We start from the raw sequence: 21626 nt of genomic DNA, 5'->3' as shown, positions 1-21626 counted from the left end.
ATCAATTCATGCAGATCAACGAAGGAGGAATATTGCCTGAAAACAATAAAAGTATCACTACAGATAAAAATATTTGGGCTGGTTCTATTACTGGGATTATTCTTAATCCTACTCCTTACATTATTTTTCGGATATAGGGAAAGTCAACAAATTGAGGAAAACAGGGGCAGGATGGCGCTGGAAATCTCGAAAACGGTATCATACATTCCAACTATAATTGCTGCGTTTCAAACAAGTGATCCACCCAAAACGATACAGCCTATAGCAGAGAAAATTCGCAAAGAAACAGGTGCTGAGTTTGTTGTCATCGGAAACAAAAATGGTACTAGATATTCTCACCCTTTAAAATCGATGATTGGAAAGAAAATGACTGGTGGGGATAACCAAAGGGCGATTAAAAAAGGGGAATATTATGTATCTAAGGCCAAAGGTTCACTCGGGCCATCTATAAGAGGTAAATCTCCTATTTTAAACAAAAAGGGAGAAGTGATCGGAATCGTTTCTGTAGGATTTTTGCTTGAAGATGTCCATCAACAAATAATGAACAATGTCATCAAGGTACTTCTTGTTTCTCTTTTCGCGTTTTTGATTTCCCTTTTCGGAAGTATCCTGCTGGGGCGGAATATCCGCAAAGATACAATGGGACTAGAACCATATGAAATTGCAACACTTTATAAAGAAAAAAACGCTGTGCTTCATGGTGTGAAAGAAGGGATTTTGGCCATCGATAAAGAGGGCTACATAACTATGATGAACCAGCCGGCCAAAAGACTATTACAAATTAAAGGATCAGTCCGCCATTTGAAAGTAGATGGGCTGTTTCCTTCAGATTATTTATATGAAGTATTAAAATCAGGTAATCCACAAGTTGATAAAGAAATGATCTGGAAAGATAAAACCGTTATCGTCAATTGTACTCCACTCTTTCAAGAGTCAGCGATAAGTGGAGTGGTTGCTTCTTTTCGTGATAAAACTGAAATCGAGCAAATGTTAAACACCCTATCAGAAGTAAATAGATATTCGGAAGATCTCCGTGCGCAAACACATGAATACACCAATAAATTATATGTGTTATTGGGTCTGCTTCAGCTCGGAGAAAATGAACAGGCAATCGATATGATCCAAACTGAAACACAGGTCTTACAATTTCAAAATTCTATTGTTTTTAACCATATCGAAGACACGAAAGTACAAGCTATCCTTTTAGGGAAATTGGGAAAAGCTTCTGAAAAGAAAATAAAGTTTGAGATAGTATCTGATAGTTATTTAAAGGAATTGCCATCCCATTTTAAGATATCCAACCTAATTGTGATTCTTGGAAACTTAATCGACAATGCCTTTGAAGCTGTCTCAGGTATAGATTCTCCTAATGTAAAATTTTTCGCTACTGATATCGGTAGTGATATCATTTTTGAGATTGCAGATAATGGGAAGGGCATAACAGACAGAGAAGTTCCACTTCTATTTGAAAGAGGTTTTACATCTAAAAATGGGGATGAGCCGAGGGGGTTTGGCTTATCAAATGCTGAAGATGCTGTGTTAGAAATGAATGGTATGATTGAGGTGCAAAGTACCCCCGAAAGTGGAACTGTCTTTACCGTGTACCTTCCAAAGGAAAACGAGAGGAGCGAAAAACTTGAATAGGATAAAAGTAGCCATTGCAGAAGATGATTTCCGAGTTGCCGATATACATGAAAAATTTTTAAAAAGATTTAAGGAAATCGAAGTTATTGGAAAATCATTAACCGGTGATCAGACGCTTCAAATTTTGACTGAGAAAACGCCAGATCTATTAATTCTAGATGTGTATATGCCTGATATGCTTGGTTCTGATTTGCTTCCAATCATCCGAGAGCGTTTCCCAAAAGTGGGTATTATTATGATAACGGCTGCAACTGATAAAGCATTCATTGAAAAAGCATTAGGTTATGGAGTAGAGCATTATTTAATCAAACCTGTAAATAAGGATAGATTTGACGAAGTCATTTTAGAATATATAAAAAAGCACTCCCTCATAACTTCCAGACAAGATATAGATCAGAATTATGTTGACCTCCTATTTGGCAATAAAAAGATTGAAAAGGTAGGAAAGGGCACAGGATTGCCTAAGGGAATTGATGAAATTACTCTAGGAAAGGTGAAAGGCGCTCTACAGATGAAAAGTCAAGGCCTTTCTGCTGAAGAAGTGGGGAAGGAAATTGGAGCTTCCCGGATTACAGCACGCCGATATTTGGAATATCTATCTTCCATTAAGGAAGCAAAAGCGGAAGTGGTATATGGAATTGTCGGGAGACCGGAAAGAAAATATTATCCTGTTTAGTCAGGATGCCAAAGGGCATCCTTTCTTTTATGAGTAATTTACCACGTAGTATTTTAAGTTGTTAAATATAGTCACACCATGAACAAAATGAACAAAATAGATAATAATGTACGATAATAACTTTATTTTGGAAACGTTTTCACCCTTGAATATTTAGATTATTATTAATTTACTAACAAAAGGGGTGAAGATGATGCTTGCGACTTTAGGATTTTTAATGATAATTATTTTTATGGTATTAATTATGACAAAACGCTTATCTGCTATGATTGCTTTAATGGTCGTGCCGATTGTATTTGCATTAATAGGTGGATTCGGAAAAGAAATGGGGCCTATGGCGCTTGAAGGTATTAAAAGCGTGGCACCAACAGGAATCATGATCCTTTTTGCGATTCTCTTCTTCGGCATCATGATAGATGCAGGAGTGTTTGATCCTATCATTTCGACAATCTTAAAATTAGTAAAAGGAGATCCTGTTAAAATAGCGATTGGAACAGCAGTCCTTGCGTTATTAATCTCGCTTGATGGTGATGGAACCACTACATATATGATAACCATTTCAGCTATGCTTCCATTGTATAAAAGAATTGGCATGAAACCTTTGGTCCTAGCCGGAATTGCTGTATCTTCTTCAGGGGTTATGAACCTTCTTCCGTGGGGAGGACCTACTGCTAGAGCAATGACGGCATTACATCTTGAGATGGGGGATATTTTTACTCCCGTAATCCCTAGTATGGTAGGCGGAGTGTTGTTTGTATTGTTCATGGCTTACTGCCTTGGTAGGAAAGAGCGTAAACGGATTGGTGTATTGGAAATTGATTATAGCACTTTGTCCTTGATGGCTGCTACATCAGAGGAGGCCTTCCTTAAACGTCCAAAGCTAATTCTTGTAAACTATCTGCTAACCATTCTACTTTTAGTTGCATTAATCCAAGAATTGCTGCCTACTACCGTATTATTTATGGTTGGATTTGCGATTGCGATTACAATCAATTATCCAAATCTAAGTGAACAAAAAGAACGAATCATGCACTATGCCGATAATGCATTATCTGTTGTTTCAATGGTGTTTGCTGCAGGTATTTTTACGGGTATTCTTTCAGGGACGAAAATGGTGGATGCCATGGCACATACAATGATTACTCATATTCCAGATGGTCTGGGCTCCCATTTTGCTCTCATTACAGCAATCATTAGTGCTCCATTTACATTTTTCATGTCAAACGATGCATTTTACTACGGTGTTCTACCTTTGCTTGCTAAAGCGGCTAGTGGGTATGGAATTGATCCCGCTATGATTGGAAGAGCATCGCTAATGGGATTACCAGTCCATTTATTAAGTCCTTTAGTACCATCCACATATTTATTGGTCGGCATGGTTGGAGAAGATTTTGGAGATCTGCAGCGCTCTTTTCTAAAATGGGCATGCGGCTCGACAGTGGTGATGATTTTAGTTGCGCTTATTTTATCAATTATTCCTATCTAACTATCAAAATGTTATAATTCCTGAAATAGTCCAGAAACTCTTTATGAAGAGTTTTTGGACTTTATTTTATGTAAATGGAGTTAAAAGAGGAGATTTTTATGGATGTATTCTTTCTAATCTTATTGAATGTCATATTGCCTGTATTTTCATTAATCGGTGCTGGTGTATTTCTACATCGAAAATTTAAGTTTGATATGAACACTTTATCGAAGTTAAATACTTATTTTCTTATGCCATGTGTCAGTTTTGTAAATATTTATCAGAATAATGTTGGTGGAGAAACACTTTTGCATATACTTGGATTTTTAGTGTTACAATGTTCATGCTTAATGATTATAAGTGCTTTAATATCTAAAGCAGCAAAATTTGATAGCAGTCTTTCTTCAACATTTAAGAATAGCGTGGTCTTAAATAACTCAGGAAATTTTGGATTACCCGTAAGTCAACTTGTTTTTCAACATAACCCATTGGGTGCATCCATACAAATTGTGGTGATGATTTTTCAGAATTTGCTTACCTATACGTATGGTTTACTTAATTCTGTTTCCGTTGATCAACGTGGATATACAGCAATGAAGGAGTTTCTAAAAAACCCCGTCATTTATGCTTTTATATTAGGATTGTTTCTCCACGCCTTGCATATTAAACTCCCAACATTTTTATGGACTCCGATTAATAACACTTCCAATGCTTTTTTGGCAGTGGCACTTGTTACGCTAGGTGCACAAAGTGCATATTTAAAAATAACTCGTTTCTCTTTACCACTGTTTCTAAGTTTATTTGGTCGTTTAATCCTATCTCCAGCAATAGCATTCATCATTATTTTATCATTGAAGTTGGATGGCACTACAGCACAAGCCTTGTTTATTGCAAGCTCTTTCCCAACATCAAGAAACAGTGCTCTTTTCGCTTTAGAATATGGAAATCATCCAGAATATGCAGCACAAGTTGTTTTATTGTCTACTTTGCTTAGTATGATTACAGTAACCACTGTTGTTTTTTTATCAACCATATTATTTTAATCCTGTGAAGACCGTTTATTAACTTAAACGGTCTCGTTGTTTACACACTATATTGTTAAACCATGCATCTTTAAATATAATGGGAATAGTTTGATAGTTAAAAAGAATAAAATAATAAAACAAAAAGACAACCTTAAGAAGAAGGTAATGATTAGTATGAATGAGGAGTTAATAAAAAACGCGAATGTAAGCTATCAGCTAGCTGAGCAGAAGGCTGCTCATTATTTTAAATCACTTTCTAAACAGGTTATCGAAAAGACCTATGTCCAAACCATAACAAAAGATATTCAAACGTGGAAACATAACCATATTCATCATTATTCGATATTATCCTTCTTTTCACGTACAAAAGGAAAACCTGATACTCGAGTGTATCACAATTATATCCAATGGCTCGATTACACAGGTAAACTAGATAATTATCTGGATCGAAGCATTTCCTATATTTTCATGCGCGATCTTGGCAAAGCCCTTGACTCACCTGAGACACAGGCGAGGGTCCAGCGTGTCGTTGACAGTTTGAAAATTCAGCTGACGCAGTCTACCGCAGCAAATCGAATGAACACCAAGGAGCCATTTAGTATGGCTGTGTTGTACCGGTGGGCTCAAAAGGAAGGCATTGAATCCACGATGATCTGGGTGTTAAATAAACTAAAGTCTGTATCCGATAATATTCCTAAAGGGATGGATGCTGAAAATGCTCAGCGGAAGCTCATTAAAATTATTGCAGGAGTCATCATGCATGAGGTGGAAGAGATGGGCGATCAGATTTCGCCTGAGGAACGGTCACAGAAACTTGATGCTGCCATTAGACTAGGCTATTCCTATGGTTTAACCTACCCATTTATTGACGATCTTCTTGATTGCGGAATCTTAACATTTGAAGAGGAAAAACAATATTCCAATTTGATTCGTACTACCCTAAGCACGGGAACGGTTCCGGTATTAGGTAAATGGCCTGGGAAAAACGTGAATCTGATCCGATATATTCATTCAGAACTCCGCTCAGCCTTTGAGTATATTAAGTCTCATCTGCGACCAGAAACTCGGACGAAATTTTTTGAGCAGGCCTATGTGTTTTTTCATTCTCAAGAAGTGGACCGTGTAAAGAGTCTATCCAATGCAAATTACACGAATGAAGAGCTCTACATCCCGGTGATTTTAAAATCCTCTTCCTCACGATTAATTGCCCGCTCCGTCATTAGTGCTCGGGAGGATGAAGGTTTTGACATGCGAACATTTTTTTATGGAATATACAATCAGCTGGCCGATGATTTTGCCGATATGTTTGATGACTTGAAAGAAGGCAGGGTAACACCGTATACCTACTATATGACCTATCATGAGAAGAGAATGGACCTCATAAACCCTTTTGAATTATATTGGACGGTCATCTCTAATTTGATCCATAATGTGTATCATTCAGATCGCAAGTCCTGTGAAGTGATTCTCGACCGTGCAATCAATGGATTGAAGCGATTTAAAGAGCGTATGGGAACAGAAAAATACCACAACGTTATGAAATTATTTTCTTCTGGCCATCCAAAATTTAATCGGGTTATTCAAACGATGGTACGTAAAGCGGATGATGTTGATTTTTTTGATAAACTACTGCGCGACCATATGATTACCACCCTGAAAGAGGAACGGAAGGAGCAGGAAGATTTTTTAGAAACGATTAAAACAGTTCGAAATCAGATTAATAACATTTTACCTATATCTAAAAAAGGGAAGATGGACCCGATTATTGCCGCTGCAAATTATAGTCTCGAAGGTGACGGCAAGCGATTGAGACCAATCATGACTTGGGTAATGGGGGTTAACGAATATGGATTAGAAAAGTCTGCTATTGTTCCACTCCTGAAATCATTGGAATATATGCATACGGCATCCTTAATCTTCGATGATCTTCCATCCCAGGATAATGCCTCGATCCGAAGAGGGCGTCCAACTCTCCATCAGGTATATAATGTTTCCATAGCCGAACTAACTGGTCTCTTTTTAACCCAGAAGGCCATTGAGGAACAAACCGCTCTGGACCAATTTGATCCAAAAACAGTCCTTAACTTAATCCAATATTCGGCTCAAATGACAGCGGTAATGTGTAAGGGACAGGCGATGGATTTGGATTCTAAAGGGAAGCAACTGACACTGGAACAACTGAATAAAATGTGCTTTTATAAAACCGGAATAGCCTTCGAAGCTTCATTGATCATGCCTGCCATTCTTGCCCGGGCAAAAGAGTCAGAAATGGAAGGTTTGAAAAAATTCGCCCATCATGCCGGGATTGCTTTTCAAATTAAGGATGACCTTCTAGATGTCGAGGGCGATAGTATAGTACTAGGAAAACTCATTGGTAAAGATGCTGAAAACAATAATTCAACTTTTGTATCCATCCTAGGTTCTGATGGTGCTGGAAAACAAATGTGGGACCATTACTGCCTTGCAATGGAAGCATTACAAGAAGTGCCAAGGAATATCTCCTTTTTGAAGCATTTATTAAACTATATCGTTCATCGTGACCATTAATAGATTTTCATGAAGACCGTTTAAAAATTTAAACGGTCTAATTGTTATGTATTTCAATATATATATATTTATCAATTTGTTTCCAACTAGTAAATTGGAACTGACTGGCTCCTTATGAGACTCATATGTTAGTCTAATTTATCCATTCACATTATAAATTCACTCATATAAAATAATGATAAAAAAAGAGGGACTGAAGGATCATTTTGAACACAGATCAAGCTTTTGACTTGTTAAGAGAAGCAGGAGTCACAGAAGATACTAGTATTCAAACGGTTAGACGTTGGTTTCGTGAAAGAAAGATTCACTTTAAGGGTGCTGGACAACGGGATACAGGATACATATTTGACAATACCGATCAAGCGTTTTATTTGTTAAAGGATGCAGGCATAGCCGAGAGTACAGCTGTTCAAATCGTTCGTCGTTTATTGCGTGAAGGCAAGATTGAAAACGTGGGTACTGGCAACCAGAATACTAAGTCAAATGAAACAACTTCAAATCGGGTTGTCAATCGTCCTTCCCATCAGGATAAAATCGTTCATCAATTAAAAGTAAGAATAAAGGCACAGGATGAGCATATAAAAGGAATTGAGCAACTTCATCAGACCTCAATTGCTACTTTAATTCAACAAATAGACATGTTAAAAAAAGAGATTGTTAATCATGAAAAAGAGAATAGTGAGTTACAAAGGGAAACTAAAAAACTACTTAAAGAGAATATTGATTTGACGAATGAGTTGTTGGAATTAAAGGGTGAATTATTCAAAGGAAACAAAAACGACTCAGATAAGACGGAAGACATTCCTCTTTCTTCTCCCGTGACGAATGATTATCGCCAAAAACTAGGGCTTTCAAAAAGGGCGACTGATAAAGAAGTCATAACAAGGTATAAAAAATTATTAAAAATCACACATCCCGACCACGGTGGTAATGCAACTGCGTTTCATTTTATTAAAACGGATTATGATCAATTTAGAAATAGTATCAATCTGAAATAGATTCTATGGGGTTAGGGTCGTCAATCCCGACTATTGATGACCTTCCGTCCTTATTTTGGAGAGTTAGGGTAATCAATAAGCCCTATTGGTGACCTTCGGAGCTCATTTTTGAGTGTTAGGGTAATCAATAAGCTCGATAGGTGACCGTCCGAGCTCATTTTTGAGGATTAGGGTAATCAATAAGCCCTATAGGTGACCGTCCGAGCATATTTTTGAGAGTTAGGGTAATCAATAAGCTCGATAGGTGACCGTCCGAGCTCATTTTTGAGGATTAGGCTAATCAATAAGCCCTATAGGTGACCGTCCGAGCATATTTTTGAGGATTAGGGTAATCAATAAGCCCTATAGGTGACCGTCCGAGCATATTTTTGAGTGTTAGGGTAATCAATAAGCCCTATAGGTGACCGTCCGAGCTCATTTTTAAGGATTAGGGTAATCAAGAAACCTAGATTGCCAACCGTTCACCATCTTTTTTTGAACTAGGGTCATCAATAACATCTATTAACGTCTATCACACAGGCTTTTAGGTCGCCAATCGTCTTTATCCTCCCAGGTGTAGGCAGTTCCCCTCTTTCGAACGAATTACAGTCACCAAAGATGCATAAACAGCAAGTCATCACCGCCATAATAAACTATGGCGGTTTAAGATACAGGAGGAGAGTATGCGGAATAAGGGTAAAGGAAAAATAGTATTGGCAACCTTGTTTTTATTAGTTTGCTTATGGATTTCTAGAAACAACTTTGTAAAAATGACGAATGCCGAGCACACCCACAAAGACTGGATAACCGTTTATCTGGCTGGAGATTCAACTGTGTCAAATTATACAAGCAAGGCAGCACCTCGAGCAGGTTGGGGTCAGGTTTTTCCAATGTTTTTTGATGATAAAATTGTAGTCAAAAATGAGGCCTCATCTGGCAGGAGTTCAAAAAGTTTTATTGATGAGGGGAGACTTAAATCCATCCTAAAACAGATTGAAAAGGGTGATTACCTGTTTATTCAATTTGGCCATAATGATAAAATTAAGGATTCAAGACGGTATACAGAGCCGTACTCAACCTATAAAAGCTATTTAAAACAATATATTGATGGTGCCCGAGCCAAACAAGCCATCCCGGTACTTGTGACTCCCGTTGAACGCCGACATTTTACGGCCGGAGGTTTAGAGCTTGATTCCCACGGAGCATATCCAACTGCTATGAAGGAGCTTGGGCTGGAAGAACATGTACCTGTTATTGACCTTACTGCCAAAAGTAAGGTATTGTTCCAGAAACTCGGTCCAGAAAGGACTAAGGATATTTTCCTCTGGCTAGAGACTGGAACGAACAAAAATTATCCGAAAGGCATTCAGGATAACACCCACTTTCAGGAGAATGGAGCTAAGGAGATTGCCCGCCTTGTGCTTGATGGCATCAAGGAATTGAAGCTAACACCGCTTCAAAACCACATTTTAAAGTGAATGTAACTTTATAGTAGAAACTTAAGGAAATGGCAGTTGCATGCAACTGCCATTTTTCTTTGTCCTTATTATCAATAAAAAAATGCAAAAGCATGAAAAATTTTGATATGCCACAAACTATTGCCAAACACATTGAGAGAAGGGAAAGCATTGAAAAGGACACTTTCAATCTTAGGTTGTCTAATATTTTTACTAACAAATACAGTATCTGCTGAAAAATCAACCGAGCCAATACAATCCTTAGTCGTTGCAAACAAGAAAGAAGGGGTCTATTTATACGCGACACTAAATCCAAGAGAAGAAATATACACTGATTTTCGTGTCAAAATTGGGAAAGAAGTGGTAGAAGCATTTGGGTGGGCGGCAGCAATGAGTGAAACACGTATACCTGAATTACATGTGATCGATCTTAATAAGGATGGAATAAAAGAAGTCGTGGTTATTATAACCCTTGGTACTGGCACATGGGTAGTAGAGAAGGAAGCACATATCCTCCAACAAGTAGAAACAGCAAATGGTGGGAAGGCTTACGAGGAGATGGACATCGACAACCCAGTCCACACGATTGAACGCGATTTTGAAATCACCGCTACAAATAATAAAATCCAAGTAAAGGGACGCAGTCATGTATGGAAAGCTGCCAATGTTTGTGGGGAAACCTATTTTCACCATCGATTTCCACTCTATCAATCCGTGAACTGGAAGGTTGAGGGAAATAATCTTATCGCCGATGTGGGTTTGACCATCACTTTCAACTGCGTACCGGCCGGATTTCGCCTAAAGTACATGCAAAAAGGCCAAATCTATGTGGCAAAGAAGATTGAAGTGAAATTATAGAAATCATGGTAAAATAATAATTATTAAGCCTATTTTAGGAGAGGAGAAAGTTATGGAAGGAAACAAAATTACCTATCAATCTATTGATCATTACATTGAACAATTTCCTCCCGAGGTTCAGGACAAACTGAATTCGCTAAGAAAAGTGATCAAAGATTCTGCACCAGATGCCGAAGAAAAGATAAGTTATCAAATGCCTGCTTTTGCCTATAAAGGAAATCTTGTTTATTTCGCTGCCTATAAAAATCATATAGGCTTCTATCCAACGTCTAGTGGTATTGCTACATTCAAACATAAATTATCGGAATATAAAACTTCTAAAGGGGCGGTTCAATTCCCTATTGATAAGCCGCTTCCGTATGAATTAATAAGCGAGATTGTCAAATATAGAATAGCTGAGAATAGGATCAAAGCAGAGAACAAATTGAAAAAGTTAAAATAATAAATTAAATTGGAACAAAGATTTTTACATGAAATAAAAATGATAGGTGTAGAGATCCAAAGAACTTTATGGCTGGTCAAAAACCCTCAAAGATTTCAACTGATTTAACGAAAAGAAACCAATTATCACCTGTAACTTAGAGCATGTTTTTGATACAAAATCAATCAAAACATGCTCTTTCTGTGAATTTTCTATACAATTGGGTAAAAATTCATTTTTGCTAACATTTGCTCGTACCTGTTAAATTCATTTGTGTTAGTTATTTCACTTACTGTTTTCAAAGTAGTTAATGCACTTTCAATTAAAAATTCTCTAGGATCTTCTTTACTATTCATCAGTTCTTCTTGTATAAAATATAACAAATTTATATACGTGGCACTTTTAGGATTTTCCGCTTCAAATTTCTTTTCAATCACTTTTTTTACATTCAATGTGGCCATGGAAAATTCATTATTAAAAAAATCATGGTAATCTGATTTTGGAAGTAGTTGATTTATATCCTCTGGTACGAATAATTGGATGTCCTTTCTACTTATATCATCCAGAATCGTCATAACACGCTCCAAACAGTAAGCAGCAATTTGCCGTAATTGTAACGTTCCGTGCAATACATTACTTGTATTCAAAATATGTTCCATCATTCCTGAAAAAAGAACGGCACAATCGATCATATATTTTGCTTGGTTGTTTGGGAAAATATTTAAAAAACGTTCATATATCCATTTTAAATATAAATATCTCCCTTGCTTTATAAATTTAATCAGCTCTGGTTCATTAGATACGAGCACATCCTCAATGAGCTGATTTAATTTATTTTTTCTGTTATGTTCTATCATAAAATGGACCTGTTCAATGAAAATGTCTTTGTCTGTAATGTCTTCCCCAATGAGTAATTTATCTCTCTCCATTTTCATGTTATCTAGTATAAGATTATAAACCGCTTTAAACAATTCCCCTTTGGAAATAAAATAATTATAAAAAGACCCCTTTGAAATTCCGCTATGATTCAAGATATCTTGAATGGATGTAGCGTGATAGCCCTTTTCAATAAATAGTTCATGTGCTTTATCTATGACATTCCTTTTTTTCTTATTCATCCATTTTCCCCTTATGTCAAGTCTGTCTTTTTCTCTATTTTAATTATACCACAATAGACCATTAGTATACTTTTGTACTAATGGTTTATTTATTTATTGCTTGAGTATTCTGAAAATGGTAGGATAGGTTCTATAATTAAAGTACAAAAATATACTTTAAGTACAAATTTTATGAAAAAGGAGAATAATGTACATGTCAGAGAAAAGAACGTAACCAACAAATGGCAAATTCTTATTTAGCAATGTGGTATGAATGGATGAACTAATACATTTGCAAAAATGGGTTTTATCAAAGCGCACTTGAGGAGGAGTAAGGTTAATGAGCACGAAACGTTTACTTTTATTGAACATTATTATGTTACTTGTATTAGTCGGAGCAGGTGTAGGGGGGTATGCCTATTACAATCGAACTGCCAACTATTTAACGACAGATAATGCGCAAATTGCTGGCCAACAAGTAACCATAGCTGCTCCTGCATCCGGGAAATTAACTGATTGGAAAGGCAATGTTGGTGACCGTTTTACGAAGGATTCTACTATAGGAACAATCACAACAACAGGGAAAGATGGAACACCTGAAAAGATGAAAGTTACACTTCCAACAGATGGAACGATTGTACAAAATAATGCCGTGCAAAATTCCTTTGTTGCTGCAGGAACGCCGCTGGCACAAGTATATGATCTAACTAAATTATGGGTTACTGCAAATATTGACGAAACGGACATCGACGAAATTGCTGTAGGTCAAAATGTCGATATCTATGTGGATGCTTTTCCAAATAGCACGTTAAAAGGGAAAGTCCAACAAATCGGCTTAGCGACAGCGGGAACATTTTCTTTATTACCAAGTTCAAATACGACAGGTAATTACACAAAAGTTACTCAAGTTGTTCCAGTTAAAGTAACGATAGATGATAATAAAGGTGTTGCAATTGTTCCGGGCATGAACGTAACCGTGCGAATTCAGAAGTAGGTGATAATATGTCAATATATATCACGGTTTATATTACACTAGCCATGTTGTTATTGCTTTTCATCAATTTTAGGATGATGAAACAAAAAAAACCCAACCATGATCAAACGAAAATGATGAGGCAAGAGGTTAAGGAGAATATTGGTAAAACTGATTTTAAGGTTGAAGAGTTTAAGGAAAGTAGTACTCGAACGGAACAGAGTGATCCGAAAGTCCAGAAGAATTATCAACAAGATTTATCAGATCAATTGGAAAAAACGCTGGAAGATTCAGCTATTTCTGAATCAGCATTGAAAAACGTAAAAATTGAGGTTCAGCAGAAAGAAGAAATGAACCAACCAATACAACCAGTTAAAGACGCAAAAAACGATGCAGGAACAGGAAAATTACTTGCGGCTCTGCTGATCGGTGCTTTTGTTGCTATTCTAAATCAAACCTTACTTAATGTGGCCATCCCACATATTATGAATGATTTAGGTATTTCTGCAAGTACCGTTCAATGGCTCTCAACCGGTTATATGTTAGTGAACGGGATCGCTATTCCTATATCAGCCTACCTTATTGAAAAGTTTGGAACAAGGAAGCTATTGATTGCGGCTGTTTTTCTATTCACCTTAGGGTCGTTAGTTTGTTCCTTATCAGCCAACTTTAGTATGCTGATGATTGGAAGGATCATTCAAGCGTGTGGTGCTGGTATTATTATGCCCCTGTTAATGACTGTTTTTTTCACATTGTTTCCTCCAGAAAAACGTGGAAAGGCAATGGGAATTATGGGTGTAGTTATGATATTTGCTCCTGCAATTGGTCCTACATTATCCGGGTGGCTCATTGGACATTATTCATGGAGATTATTGTTTGACATTGTCATTCCAATCGGAGTCCTTGATTTAATTCTTAGCTTCATGTGGATGAAGGACGTAACCAAGGTAACGAATCCTAAATTTGATTTCCCAGGATTTTTATTTTCGACATTAGGTTTCGGGTTCTTGTTATATGGCTTTAGTGAAGCAGGGAATAATGGCTGGACCAGTACTATCGTAGTATCAGCATTGTTCATAGGTACTATTTCAATTATCGCCTTTGTCTGGCGTGAACTGACTACCGAGAAACCAATGCTTGATTTACGGGTCTTTAAATATGATATTTTCTCGCTGACGACCATAATAAGTATGTTTGTTAATATGGCTATGTTTGGTGCAATGATCTTACTCCCGATTTATTTGCAAAATATTCGCGGCTTTACGGCATTACAATCCGGTTTATTGATGCTTCCAGGTGCAATCGTGATGGGAATTATGTCACCAATTGCCGGTGCTCTTTTTGATAAAATCGGTTCAAAATGGCTTGCGGTAATCGGCTTAACAATTACGGTAATTACTTCATGGGGATTTACCAGTCTTAGTATGACTACAAGCTATAGCCATATTCTTTTTCTATATGTGATGCGGATGTTTGGTATGTCCTTCATCATGATGACAGTCATGACAGAAGGTCTTAACCAATTACCTCGACAACTGGGGGCGCATGGTACGGCTGCCTCAAATACGGCAAGGCAGGTGGCTGGAAGTATTGGGACGGCGTTTCTTGTTACTGTCATGACGACAAGGCAAGGGATGCACGCAGGTGATTATGGTGGTGTCATCACAAGCTCCAATCCTTTTATAGCTAGTAATTTTGCGCATCTTGGGCAGAGTTTGGGGGCTTTAACACACATGCCGGCTGATGCGGGAGGGCAGCTTGCAACCTTTTTGATTTATGGTCAGACCATGCAACAAGCTACAATTGATGGAATTAATGATACCTTTATGGTTGCAACGGGAATTGCATTTGTAGCTTTGATTCTATCATTCTTTATTAAACGGTCACGAGTTAAAGAATAGTCGTGGAAATCAAGGTCCACTCATATAATTTCCATTGAAAGTAGGATTAAAAAATGGCAGATTTAGGTCTTTTCATTATTCGATTGGCTGTTGGTCTTACGTTTGTAGGACATGGAGCCCAAAAGTTATTTGGTTGGTTCGGTGGACCGGGTCCAGTCAAGTTCGGTCAATGGTTAGGGTCGATTGGAATCAAGACGGGTGGAATAACTTGGGCGATTTTAGCAGGATTATTCGAACTAATTGGAGGTCTCCTTTTTTCGGCTGGCTTGCTGACATGGCTTGGGGCAATACTAATCATTATCGTTATGATTGACGCGATTTTTACCGTCCATCTCAAAAATGGCTTTTGGCTTACTGAAGGAGGCTATGAATACAACTTCATTTTGATTGCAGTTGTCCTTGGTGTGGCCCTAATTGGACCTGGGGATTACGTATTATTTTATAAGCCATAAGGCACAAATTAATGAATTTGTCCTACTCTAAATAAAATCCGGGTGAATTCTACTAAGAATTCACCCGGATTTTTTACTTTTTCCCTGTTTATATTCCACTTATCCCACACGGTGCAAAAAATTCTAAGAGTAAATTGATTGTATTTATCTTGGTGCTCAATAATTGGCATATGACCTGCTTCTTTGAAAATGAAAAGTTCAGTCTATGATGGGTTCGCTTTCTTATAAAATCTACTTGTGTATCTAAGAATACTTAAATTGTTAACATTAAAATATCCAAGTTTGAAATGTTTATCGCACCAGAGTCTCTTAGTTCTTTTAATCGATTGATATCCAGGATGTCGATTGTACGGTTTGAGATTTGGATCCATTTTTGGTTCTTCCACTTATTAAGTATTTTATTTACCGTGATTCGAGAGGTCCCTATGTAGCGGGCAAACGATGTCTGATCAATGGAAACATTACCATTTTCGCTTATCAATTTTAAAAGGAAATGAGCCATTTGCTGTTCAACAGGGGAATTGAGAAAGGCAATAATTTCTGCCAGTATCCTAAATTTATAGATTAATGAATTGGTAAAAATACCTGCTGCCTCAGGATGTTCTTTACAAATCATCAATAAAGCTTCATCTGAGAAAAAATAGATTTCGGATTGACCGTTTGAAATGGCAGAGGTTAAATAGGGTTCATTTCTAGCACCATGTTCCCCAAACAACATCCCTTCAGGAACATAATTAACGGTTCGCTCCACTCCTTCATGAGAAAGGAGGGTAATCTTTATTCCACCCTTAGCTAAGTAGAAAAAGCCCTTGCCTTCACTTCCCTGATTGTACACGACTTCATTTTCCTCAACCTCTAGTTTTTTTCCATATTTTATAAATGGCCGCCACGAGTATCGAAGATTTTTCATGTCAACACCTTACCAAGAATCCTTTTTAATTCGTCCGGTTTCTTTATTAAAATTTTTTTCCCATGGATCTCAATGATTTCTTCTTCTTTCCATTGTTTTAAAATCTTATATAACGTTATTCTCGTTAAGCCAGTGCATTTTGTAAGGTCTTGTTGTGTGAGCGGAACTTCATAATTCTTAAATTCGTAACAAATATTTAGTAGAATCACTGCCAATTGTTGATCTGGTAAGAGAGAGTCCAAATATATTTTATCAGCTAGGATGTGCATTTTATGTATGACGGTTTTGATAAAAATGTTAAGGATAGAAGGCTGATTCTTAATTAATTTTTGAAAATGTTCACAGGAGAAATAATAGAGAATTGAGTCATTAACCGCTGTGGCCGTCGTAAAATGGGGCTGTCGATCCATCGCTTGAACTCCTAATAGTTGCCCGGGGATGGCGATGTTTAACAAACGCTCTTTTCCAATCGGAGTTGTAGTGGTCACTTTAATTAACCCCTTTTGGATATAGTAAAATCCATCTCCTAGACTCCCTTGCTGGTAAATACAAGCTTTCTCCTTGAAAAATTGTCTAGTACCAAACTGTAAACAAGATTCCCAATTAAGATCACTGTCAAACAAGATTGCCACCAAATCAACTCCTAAGTGAAATTTTTAAAAAATAATCTATAAAAATTTAAATCTGAGAAATATGTAAATTAAACAAATCTGATGACCCTGTTGTAATTATTTGTTAGCGCTTACAATTAGATGTAAGAAAAAAGTTTATTTATGTTAACTACTTAACAATAGTGTAAAAGATTCAAGATATAAAATCAACATTGGGTGGCTGGATTTTAAATTTTCAGTCAAAACCATGTTTTTACCCAATTTGATAAACGATATAGTTTTAACTCTAAGGAGTCAAAAAATGGGAGAAACAATATGGTTAGAAGATAAAAAAGGAGGGCTAAAGAGAGTTTGCACCTGGGACATAACAATAGAGACGATAGGAGCAAATTATAAAAGGGGATGGTTGGATGAACCGGGAAGTACAATCAGTAGTACCTCAAGATTTATCTCAAAAGAACAATCTAAACGCTACTAATCTTTCATTGAAGAGTATGCCTAAAGCTACGTTGCTTGTTGTTGTGTTGTGCTGGTTTGCAATGTTAGCAGATGGATATGATTTAGGAATTTATGGTGCCGTTTTACCATCATTAATGGAATACAAAGATTGGAGTATGACACCTGCACAGGCAGGGGCTATCGGTAGTTATGCTCTCATTGGGATGTTGATTGGGGCAATTTGTGTAGGGACAATTACTGATATGATCGGCCGAAAGAAGACATTGATCTTTTGTATCATTTTATTTTCCTTATCGATGTGCCTAGTTGCCCTATCTACATCGCCTGAGATGTTTGGATTATTTCGGTTTATTGGCGGTCTTGGACTAGGTGGGGTAATACCTACAGCATCCGCATTAACAATTGAGTATTCTCCTGCACAACATCGCTCAAAATTGTACGCGATTATGTATACAGGATATCCAATTGGGGGAGTCCTTGGTGCATTATTTTCCATGTTTTTTATTGAAGAACATGGATGGAGATTAATGTTTTGGATCGGTGTCACACCACTTTTAGTCATTCCGTTTATTATTAAATTTCTTCCTGAGTCAATTAGTTTCCTAATCGCAAAGAAAAAAGTTGCTGTAGCTAAAAGTATCGCTCAAAAATATCAGCTTCCCAATGACTTTGTCCAAAGCAATATGAAGGATGAGATTATAGGCTCACCGAACAAATTTGCAGCAATCGCAAGTCTTTTTGCACGGAAGAATATTCGAGCAACCATGTTTTTTTGGGTCACCTTCTTTTTGGGTCTGCTTATGATTTATGGGTTGAGTACATGGCTTCCGAAAATGATGAGAGAGGCTGGATATCCACTTGGACCAAGCTTAGGATTTTTACTGATGCTCAATCTATCAGCAGCGATTGGTGCTTTAATAGCGGGTACTGCTGCAGACAGCTGGGGATCTAAAAAAATCATTAGTATTTCCTATTTCTTAGCAGGAGTCTCCATAGCTCTATTAAGCATTAAAACATCTATGTTACTAGTTTATTGCTTAGTGGGAGTTGCAGGTTTTGGAACGATTGGGACAACTCTTATTCTAAATGCCTATATTTCCAAATATTTTGAAGCAGAAAACCGGGCCACTGCATTAGGCTGGGCGCTTGGATTTGGCAGGATTGGAGCCATTTCAGGACCGATACTAATTGGGTTTTTTATGAGCTCAAATTTCGATTTCTCACTCAATTTTTATCTGTTTTCCGTTGCAGGTGTGTTAGCATCCATCACCATCCTATTTATTCCTAAAAGAGGGGATATGAAGATCTAATAACTCTTAATTAATAAATGAAGTTGAAAAGCATCTCAGTCCATTTCAAATGGAGAGATGCTTTTTATTATTAGAAAAAAGTGAAAAGTATAACTTTTTAGAAAAAATGTTAATCAGACTACAATGACTCAAAAAAATCAATTCTATAATGAAAATATGAATTAAAAGGAGGATGTTTTATGGGAATTCGTACAGGAGCACAATATATCGAGGCGTTAAAATCCCGAACACCAGAAGTTTGGTTATCAGGAAAAAAAGTGAAAAATATCTTTGAAGAGCCTGTTTTTCATCAGCCCATTCTTCAAATTGCAAAGCTATATGATATGCAGCATGACTCCAAGTATCAAGAGGACATAACTCATATTTGTGAAGAAACGGGACAAAGAATTTCGAATGCATTCTTGGTTCCAAAAAGCTATCAGGATCTACAAGCACGGAGAAGAACGTTTGAAGAATTTGCTAAAGCGACATTTGGTTTAATGGGCAGGACTCCTGATTTCTTAAATGTCGTCGTAACTTCGATGGCGAGCAATTCCGAGTTTTTGGATAAATACAATCCTGAATGGGGAAAAAACATTCGCTCCTATTTTAAGCATATCCGTGATAACGACTTATTTTTAACTCATGCCATCATCAATCCGCAAAATGACCGCAGTAAATCTTCACACGAACAACAAGATATGTTTACCCATTTAGGTGCGGTTAAAGAAACACCTGATGGCTTAATTGTAAGAGGGGCTAAAATGCTAGCTACCCTTGCACCGATCACGGACGAAGTGATTGTTTATTCTTTTCCTGGTTTTAAGCCTGGTGATGAACGTTATGCACTTGCGTTTGCACTTCCACTGGATACGCCAGGTCTTCGCATTATCTGTCGTGAAGCGATGCAGGATGGAAAGCGTTCTGTTTATGACCACCCATTAGCATCAAGATTTGAAGAAATGGATGCGGTCCTAGTATTTAATGATGTTTTAGTGCCTTGGGATCGTGTATTCCTTTATAACAATGTAGAAGCTGCCAATTTACTATATCCGAAAACAGGAATCGCTCAGCAGCCAGCCCACCAGTCTGGTGTAAGAGGGTTAATTAAATTACAATTTGCAACCGAAGTGGCTTGTAAAATCGCCGACTCCATCGGTGTGGATGGATACTTAAATGTACAAAATGATTTAGGAGAATTAATCCAATCGGTTGAATCGATTAGGGCATTGCTCCGAATTTCTGAGTATGAACATGAAGTAACTGCTACTGGTGAAGCGATGCCAGCTTATGCACCACTTGAAACAATTAGAGGATTGCTCCCAAAAATGTACCCACGTGCGATTGAGGTGATGCAAATTATTGGTGCAGGTGGACTATTAATGTCTCCGACTGATGCCGATTTCGAGAATCCTGAATTAAGAGAGGATTTAGAGAAGTATTATCTTGGAAGAGAGGGCGTTTCAGCAGAAGAGCGTGTTCACCTCTTTAAATTAGCATGGGATTTATGTGGTGAGGCATTCGGACAAAGGGTTCTTCAATATGAACGTTATTATACTGGAGATCCAATTCGTAAAAGAGCGATTTTCTATAACAATCACAAAAGGAATAATTCCTTTGAGCTGGCTGATGAAGCAATGAAAATATTTAATCGAAAAAATGAAGTTACTAGCTTATAAACATTAATCAATAGTATGAGGAGGTGTGAACGATGCAAACGCTAAAAGATGGAGTTCTGACACTAGCAGGTTCTGTGATTGCGATAGGTGCATTTGATGGTGTCCATAAAGGACATCAAGCCGTGATTAAACAAGCTGTGGAAAAGAGTCGGGTTTCTCAGGTTCCTAGCGTTGTCTATACTTTCGACCCGCCTCCTCGAAATTTTTTTAAGGGCGTTCAAATTTTGACACCAATTCAGGAAAAGGTTAGCAGGATAGCGAAGTTAGGTGTTGATTATATTATTGTTGCCAGCTTTGATGAATGGTATGCGACTCGGCCTCCTGAAGATTTTATCTGTGAATTATCTAAGTTAAACCCGTTAGAGGTTACAGTGGGTGCTGATTTTCATTTTGGAAAAAATAGAGAAGGCGATGTGAATCTTTTAGAAAAGTATTTTCATATCAATATCACTCCACCTGTGTATTGTAAAAGCGGAAAACTTATTTCATCGACCAGAATCCGTCAGTTAATTTCAGATGGAGATTTCCAGCAGTCCCATTCGTTATTAGGACTGTAAATGGAAGTAAAGAGATTGAGACTACATGATATCCACACATCAATAGAAGGGAGTTAACACTATGAAGTTATTAGGAATATCAGGCACCATCATTGGAGCAAGAACAAGTATTGTTGTTCAAAAGGTATTAGAGGAAGTAAAGAAACATCATCCTAACGTTGAAGTAGAATTGCTTGATTTAAGAGATTATGATGTGCAGTTCTGTGATGGACGAAATCCTTCAAACTATACAGGTGACACGAAAAAAGTTCTAGATATTGTTAATTCTGCTGACTTCTATATTATCGGAACACCGATATTCCAAGGATCTTTATCAGGCCCGCTCAAAAATTTGTTTGATTTAATCAATCCAAAGGATATTCGCAACAAAGTAATCGGTTTTATTGCAACAGGCGGTACATATCAGCATTACCTTGTTATCGAAAACCAATTGAAGCCGATCGCAGGATTTTTCCGAGCCTTTGTGGCACCAGGTTATGTCTATGTCAATAACGATCATTTTGATGAAGAAAATGAAATCATCGATGCTGAGGTTCTTACAAGAATTACTGCGTTAGCAAATGAAGTGGTCTTCATGCAGGAGGCATTAAAATCATCAGAAGAAAAATTCGCAACTGTAAATTGATAA

General features: G+C 37.3%; 19 protein-coding genes. 16 read left to right on the top strand and 3 right to left on the bottom strand.

All coding sequences use genetic code 11. From position 1 onward, the window contains the following. The 9 genes from KW850_RS23765 to KW850_RS23725 all read left to right on the top strand — a co-directional run bounded on the left by KW850_RS23765 (nt 1) and on the right by KW850_RS23725 (nt 11091). Nucleotides 1-1644 carry an ATP-binding protein gene (locus KW850_RS23765; protein ID WP_308128842.1) on the top strand — a complete coding sequence of 548 codons (1644 nt, stop codon included), beginning with the start codon at nt 1-3 and terminating at the stop codon, nt 1642-1644. Further along, nucleotides 1637-2320: a response regulator gene (locus KW850_RS23760; protein WP_218350237.1), complete on the top strand. Its 684-nt coding sequence runs from the start codon at nt 1637-1639 to the stop codon at nt 2318-2320. The genes KW850_RS23765 and KW850_RS23760 overlap by 8 nt, the downstream gene beginning before the upstream one ends. 193 nt (nt 2321-2513) lie before the next feature. Continuing rightward, nucleotides 2514-3806, top strand: a complete 1293-nt coding sequence (locus tag KW850_RS23755) for a CitMHS family transporter (RefSeq protein WP_256358412.1) — start codon at nt 2514-2516, stop codon at nt 3804-3806. A gap of 98 nt (nt 3807-3904) precedes the next feature. Then, complete coding sequence (locus KW850_RS23750) at nt 3905-4828, top strand: AEC family transporter (protein ID WP_218350235.1); 924 nt, start codon at nt 3905-3907, stop codon at nt 4826-4828. Between the two features lie 147 nt (nt 4829-4975). After that, the gene (locus tag KW850_RS23745; RefSeq protein ID WP_218350234.1) at nt 4976-7357 is read left to right on the top strand and encodes a polyprenyl synthetase family protein; all 2382 of its coding nucleotides are present in this window, start codon (nt 4976-4978) and stop codon (nt 7355-7357) included. A gap of 206 nt (nt 7358-7563) precedes the next feature. Further along, on the top strand, nt 7564-8355 hold the full coding sequence (locus KW850_RS23740) for a J domain-containing protein (protein ID WP_218350233.1): 792 nt from the start codon (nt 7564-7566) through the stop codon (nt 8353-8355). A 749-nt stretch (nt 8356-9104) separates the two neighbouring features. After that, the gene (locus tag KW850_RS23735) at nt 9105-9812 is read left to right on the top strand and encodes a rhamnogalacturonan acetylesterase (RefSeq protein WP_218350293.1); all 708 of its coding nucleotides are present in this window, start codon (nt 9105-9107) and stop codon (nt 9810-9812) included. A 150-nt stretch (nt 9813-9962) separates the two neighbouring features. Next, complete coding sequence (locus KW850_RS23730; protein WP_218350232.1) at nt 9963-10649, top strand: hypothetical protein; 687 nt, start codon at nt 9963-9965, stop codon at nt 10647-10649. Between the two features lie 52 nt (nt 10650-10701). Further along, nucleotides 10702-11091 (top strand): iron chaperone, encoded by a 390-nt coding sequence (locus KW850_RS23725; protein ID WP_218350231.1) that lies wholly within the window; start codon nt 10702-10704, stop codon nt 11089-11091. Nucleotides 11092-11282: 191 nt separating this feature from the next. Here the strand turns inward: KW850_RS23725 and KW850_RS23720 are convergent, their stop codons facing one another. After that, nucleotides 11283-12188: a TetR/AcrR family transcriptional regulator gene (locus tag KW850_RS23720; protein ID WP_218350230.1), complete on the bottom strand. Its 906-nt coding sequence runs from the start codon at nt 12186-12188 to the stop codon at nt 11283-11285. 319 nt (nt 12189-12507) lie between these two features. Here KW850_RS23720 and KW850_RS23715 point away from each other — a divergent pair, with 319 nt between their 5' ends. Genes KW850_RS23715 through KW850_RS23705 form a run of 3 tightly spaced genes read left to right on the top strand, consistent with a single transcriptional unit; the run spans nt 12508 to nt 15493 of the window. Then, nucleotides 12508-13161 carry an HlyD family secretion protein gene (locus KW850_RS23715; RefSeq protein WP_218350229.1) on the top strand — a complete coding sequence of 218 codons (654 nt, stop codon included), beginning with the start codon at nt 12508-12510 and terminating at the stop codon, nt 13159-13161. Nucleotides 13162-13169: 8 nt separating this feature from the next. Beyond that, entirely contained in the window at nt 13170-15041 is a 1872-nt protein-coding gene (locus KW850_RS23710; RefSeq protein WP_218350228.1) for a DHA2 family efflux MFS transporter permease subunit, read from the top strand. Nucleotides 15042-15094: 53 nt separating this feature from the next. Then, complete coding sequence (locus tag KW850_RS23705; RefSeq protein ID WP_218350227.1) at nt 15095-15493, top strand: DoxX family protein; 399 nt, start codon at nt 15095-15097, stop codon at nt 15491-15493. Between the two features lie 253 nt (nt 15494-15746). On the opposite strand, the gene KW850_RS23700 is transcribed toward KW850_RS23705, so the two are convergent. Continuing rightward, complete coding sequence (locus tag KW850_RS23700; protein WP_218350226.1) at nt 15747-16403, bottom strand: Crp/Fnr family transcriptional regulator; 657 nt, start codon at nt 16401-16403, stop codon at nt 15747-15749. Then, on the bottom strand, nt 16400-17035 hold the full coding sequence (locus tag KW850_RS23695) for a Crp/Fnr family transcriptional regulator (protein WP_218350225.1): 636 nt from the start codon (nt 17033-17035) through the stop codon (nt 16400-16402). The genes KW850_RS23700 and KW850_RS23695 overlap by 4 nt, the downstream gene beginning before the upstream one ends. 473 nt (nt 17036-17508) lie before the next feature. Between KW850_RS23695 and KW850_RS23690 the strand changes: the two genes are divergently transcribed. The 4 genes from KW850_RS23690 (at nt 17509) to KW850_RS23675 (ending at nt 21623) form a co-directional block, all read left to right on the top strand. Continuing rightward, the gene (locus KW850_RS23690) at nt 17509-18783 is read left to right on the top strand and encodes an MFS transporter (protein ID WP_256358418.1); all 1275 of its coding nucleotides are present in this window, start codon (nt 17509-17511) and stop codon (nt 18781-18783) included. A 179-nt stretch (nt 18784-18962) separates the two neighbouring features. Next, complete coding sequence (locus tag KW850_RS23685) at nt 18963-20441, top strand: 4-hydroxyphenylacetate 3-hydroxylase family protein (protein WP_218350223.1); 1479 nt, start codon at nt 18963-18965, stop codon at nt 20439-20441. Nucleotides 20442-20473: 32 nt separating this feature from the next. Then, nucleotides 20474-20998, top strand: a complete 525-nt coding sequence (locus KW850_RS23680; RefSeq protein WP_218350222.1) for an FAD synthetase family protein — start codon at nt 20474-20476, stop codon at nt 20996-20998. A gap of 61 nt (nt 20999-21059) precedes the next feature. Then, nucleotides 21060-21623, top strand: a complete 564-nt coding sequence (locus tag KW850_RS23675) for an NADPH-dependent FMN reductase (RefSeq protein WP_218350221.1) — start codon at nt 21060-21062, stop codon at nt 21621-21623. Nucleotides 21624-21626 lie beyond the last annotated feature (3 nt).

Source organism: Bacillus sp. sid0103 (assembly GCF_019219025.1).
Note: the sequence above shows the minus strand (reverse complement) of the source record. Positions and strands in the feature narration are given on the sequence as shown.

Coding starts and splice junctions, on each gene's coding strand:
- KW850_RS23680 (WP_218350222.1), top strand. CDS start 20,474: ATGCAAACGCTAAAAGATGGAGTTCTGACACTAGCAGGTTCTGTGATT.
- KW850_RS23690 (WP_256358418.1), top strand. CDS start 17,509: ATGCCTAAAGCTACGTTGCTTGTTGTTGTGTTGTGCTGGTTTGCAATG.
- KW850_RS23735 (WP_218350293.1), top strand. CDS start 9,105: ATGACGAATGCCGAGCACACCCACAAAGACTGGATAACCGTTTATCTG.
- KW850_RS23710 (WP_218350228.1), top strand. CDS start 13,170: ATGTCAATATATATCACGGTTTATATTACACTAGCCATGTTGTTATTG.
- KW850_RS23675 (WP_218350221.1), top strand. CDS start 21,060: ATGAAGTTATTAGGAATATCAGGCACCATCATTGGAGCAAGAACAAGT.
- KW850_RS23685 (WP_218350223.1), top strand. CDS start 18,963: ATGGGAATTCGTACAGGAGCACAATATATCGAGGCGTTAAAATCCCGA.
- KW850_RS23745 (WP_218350234.1), top strand. CDS start 4,976: ATGATTAGTATGAATGAGGAGTTAATAAAAAACGCGAATGTAAGCTAT.
- KW850_RS23725 (WP_218350231.1), top strand. CDS start 10,702: ATGGAAGGAAACAAAATTACCTATCAATCTATTGATCATTACATTGAA.
- KW850_RS23720 (WP_218350230.1), bottom strand. CDS start 12,188: ATGAATAAGAAAAAAAGGAATGTCATAGATAAAGCACATGAACTATTT.
- KW850_RS23750 (WP_218350235.1), top strand. CDS start 3,905: ATGGATGTATTCTTTCTAATCTTATTGAATGTCATATTGCCTGTATTT.
- KW850_RS23700 (WP_218350226.1), bottom strand. CDS start 16,403: ATGAAAAATCTTCGATACTCGTGGCGGCCATTTATAAAATATGGAAAA.
- KW850_RS23715 (WP_218350229.1), top strand. CDS start 12,508: ATGAGCACGAAACGTTTACTTTTATTGAACATTATTATGTTACTTGTA.
- KW850_RS23705 (WP_218350227.1), top strand. CDS start 15,095: ATGGCAGATTTAGGTCTTTTCATTATTCGATTGGCTGTTGGTCTTACG.
- KW850_RS23755 (WP_256358412.1), top strand. CDS start 2,514: ATGCTTGCGACTTTAGGATTTTTAATGATAATTATTTTTATGGTATTA.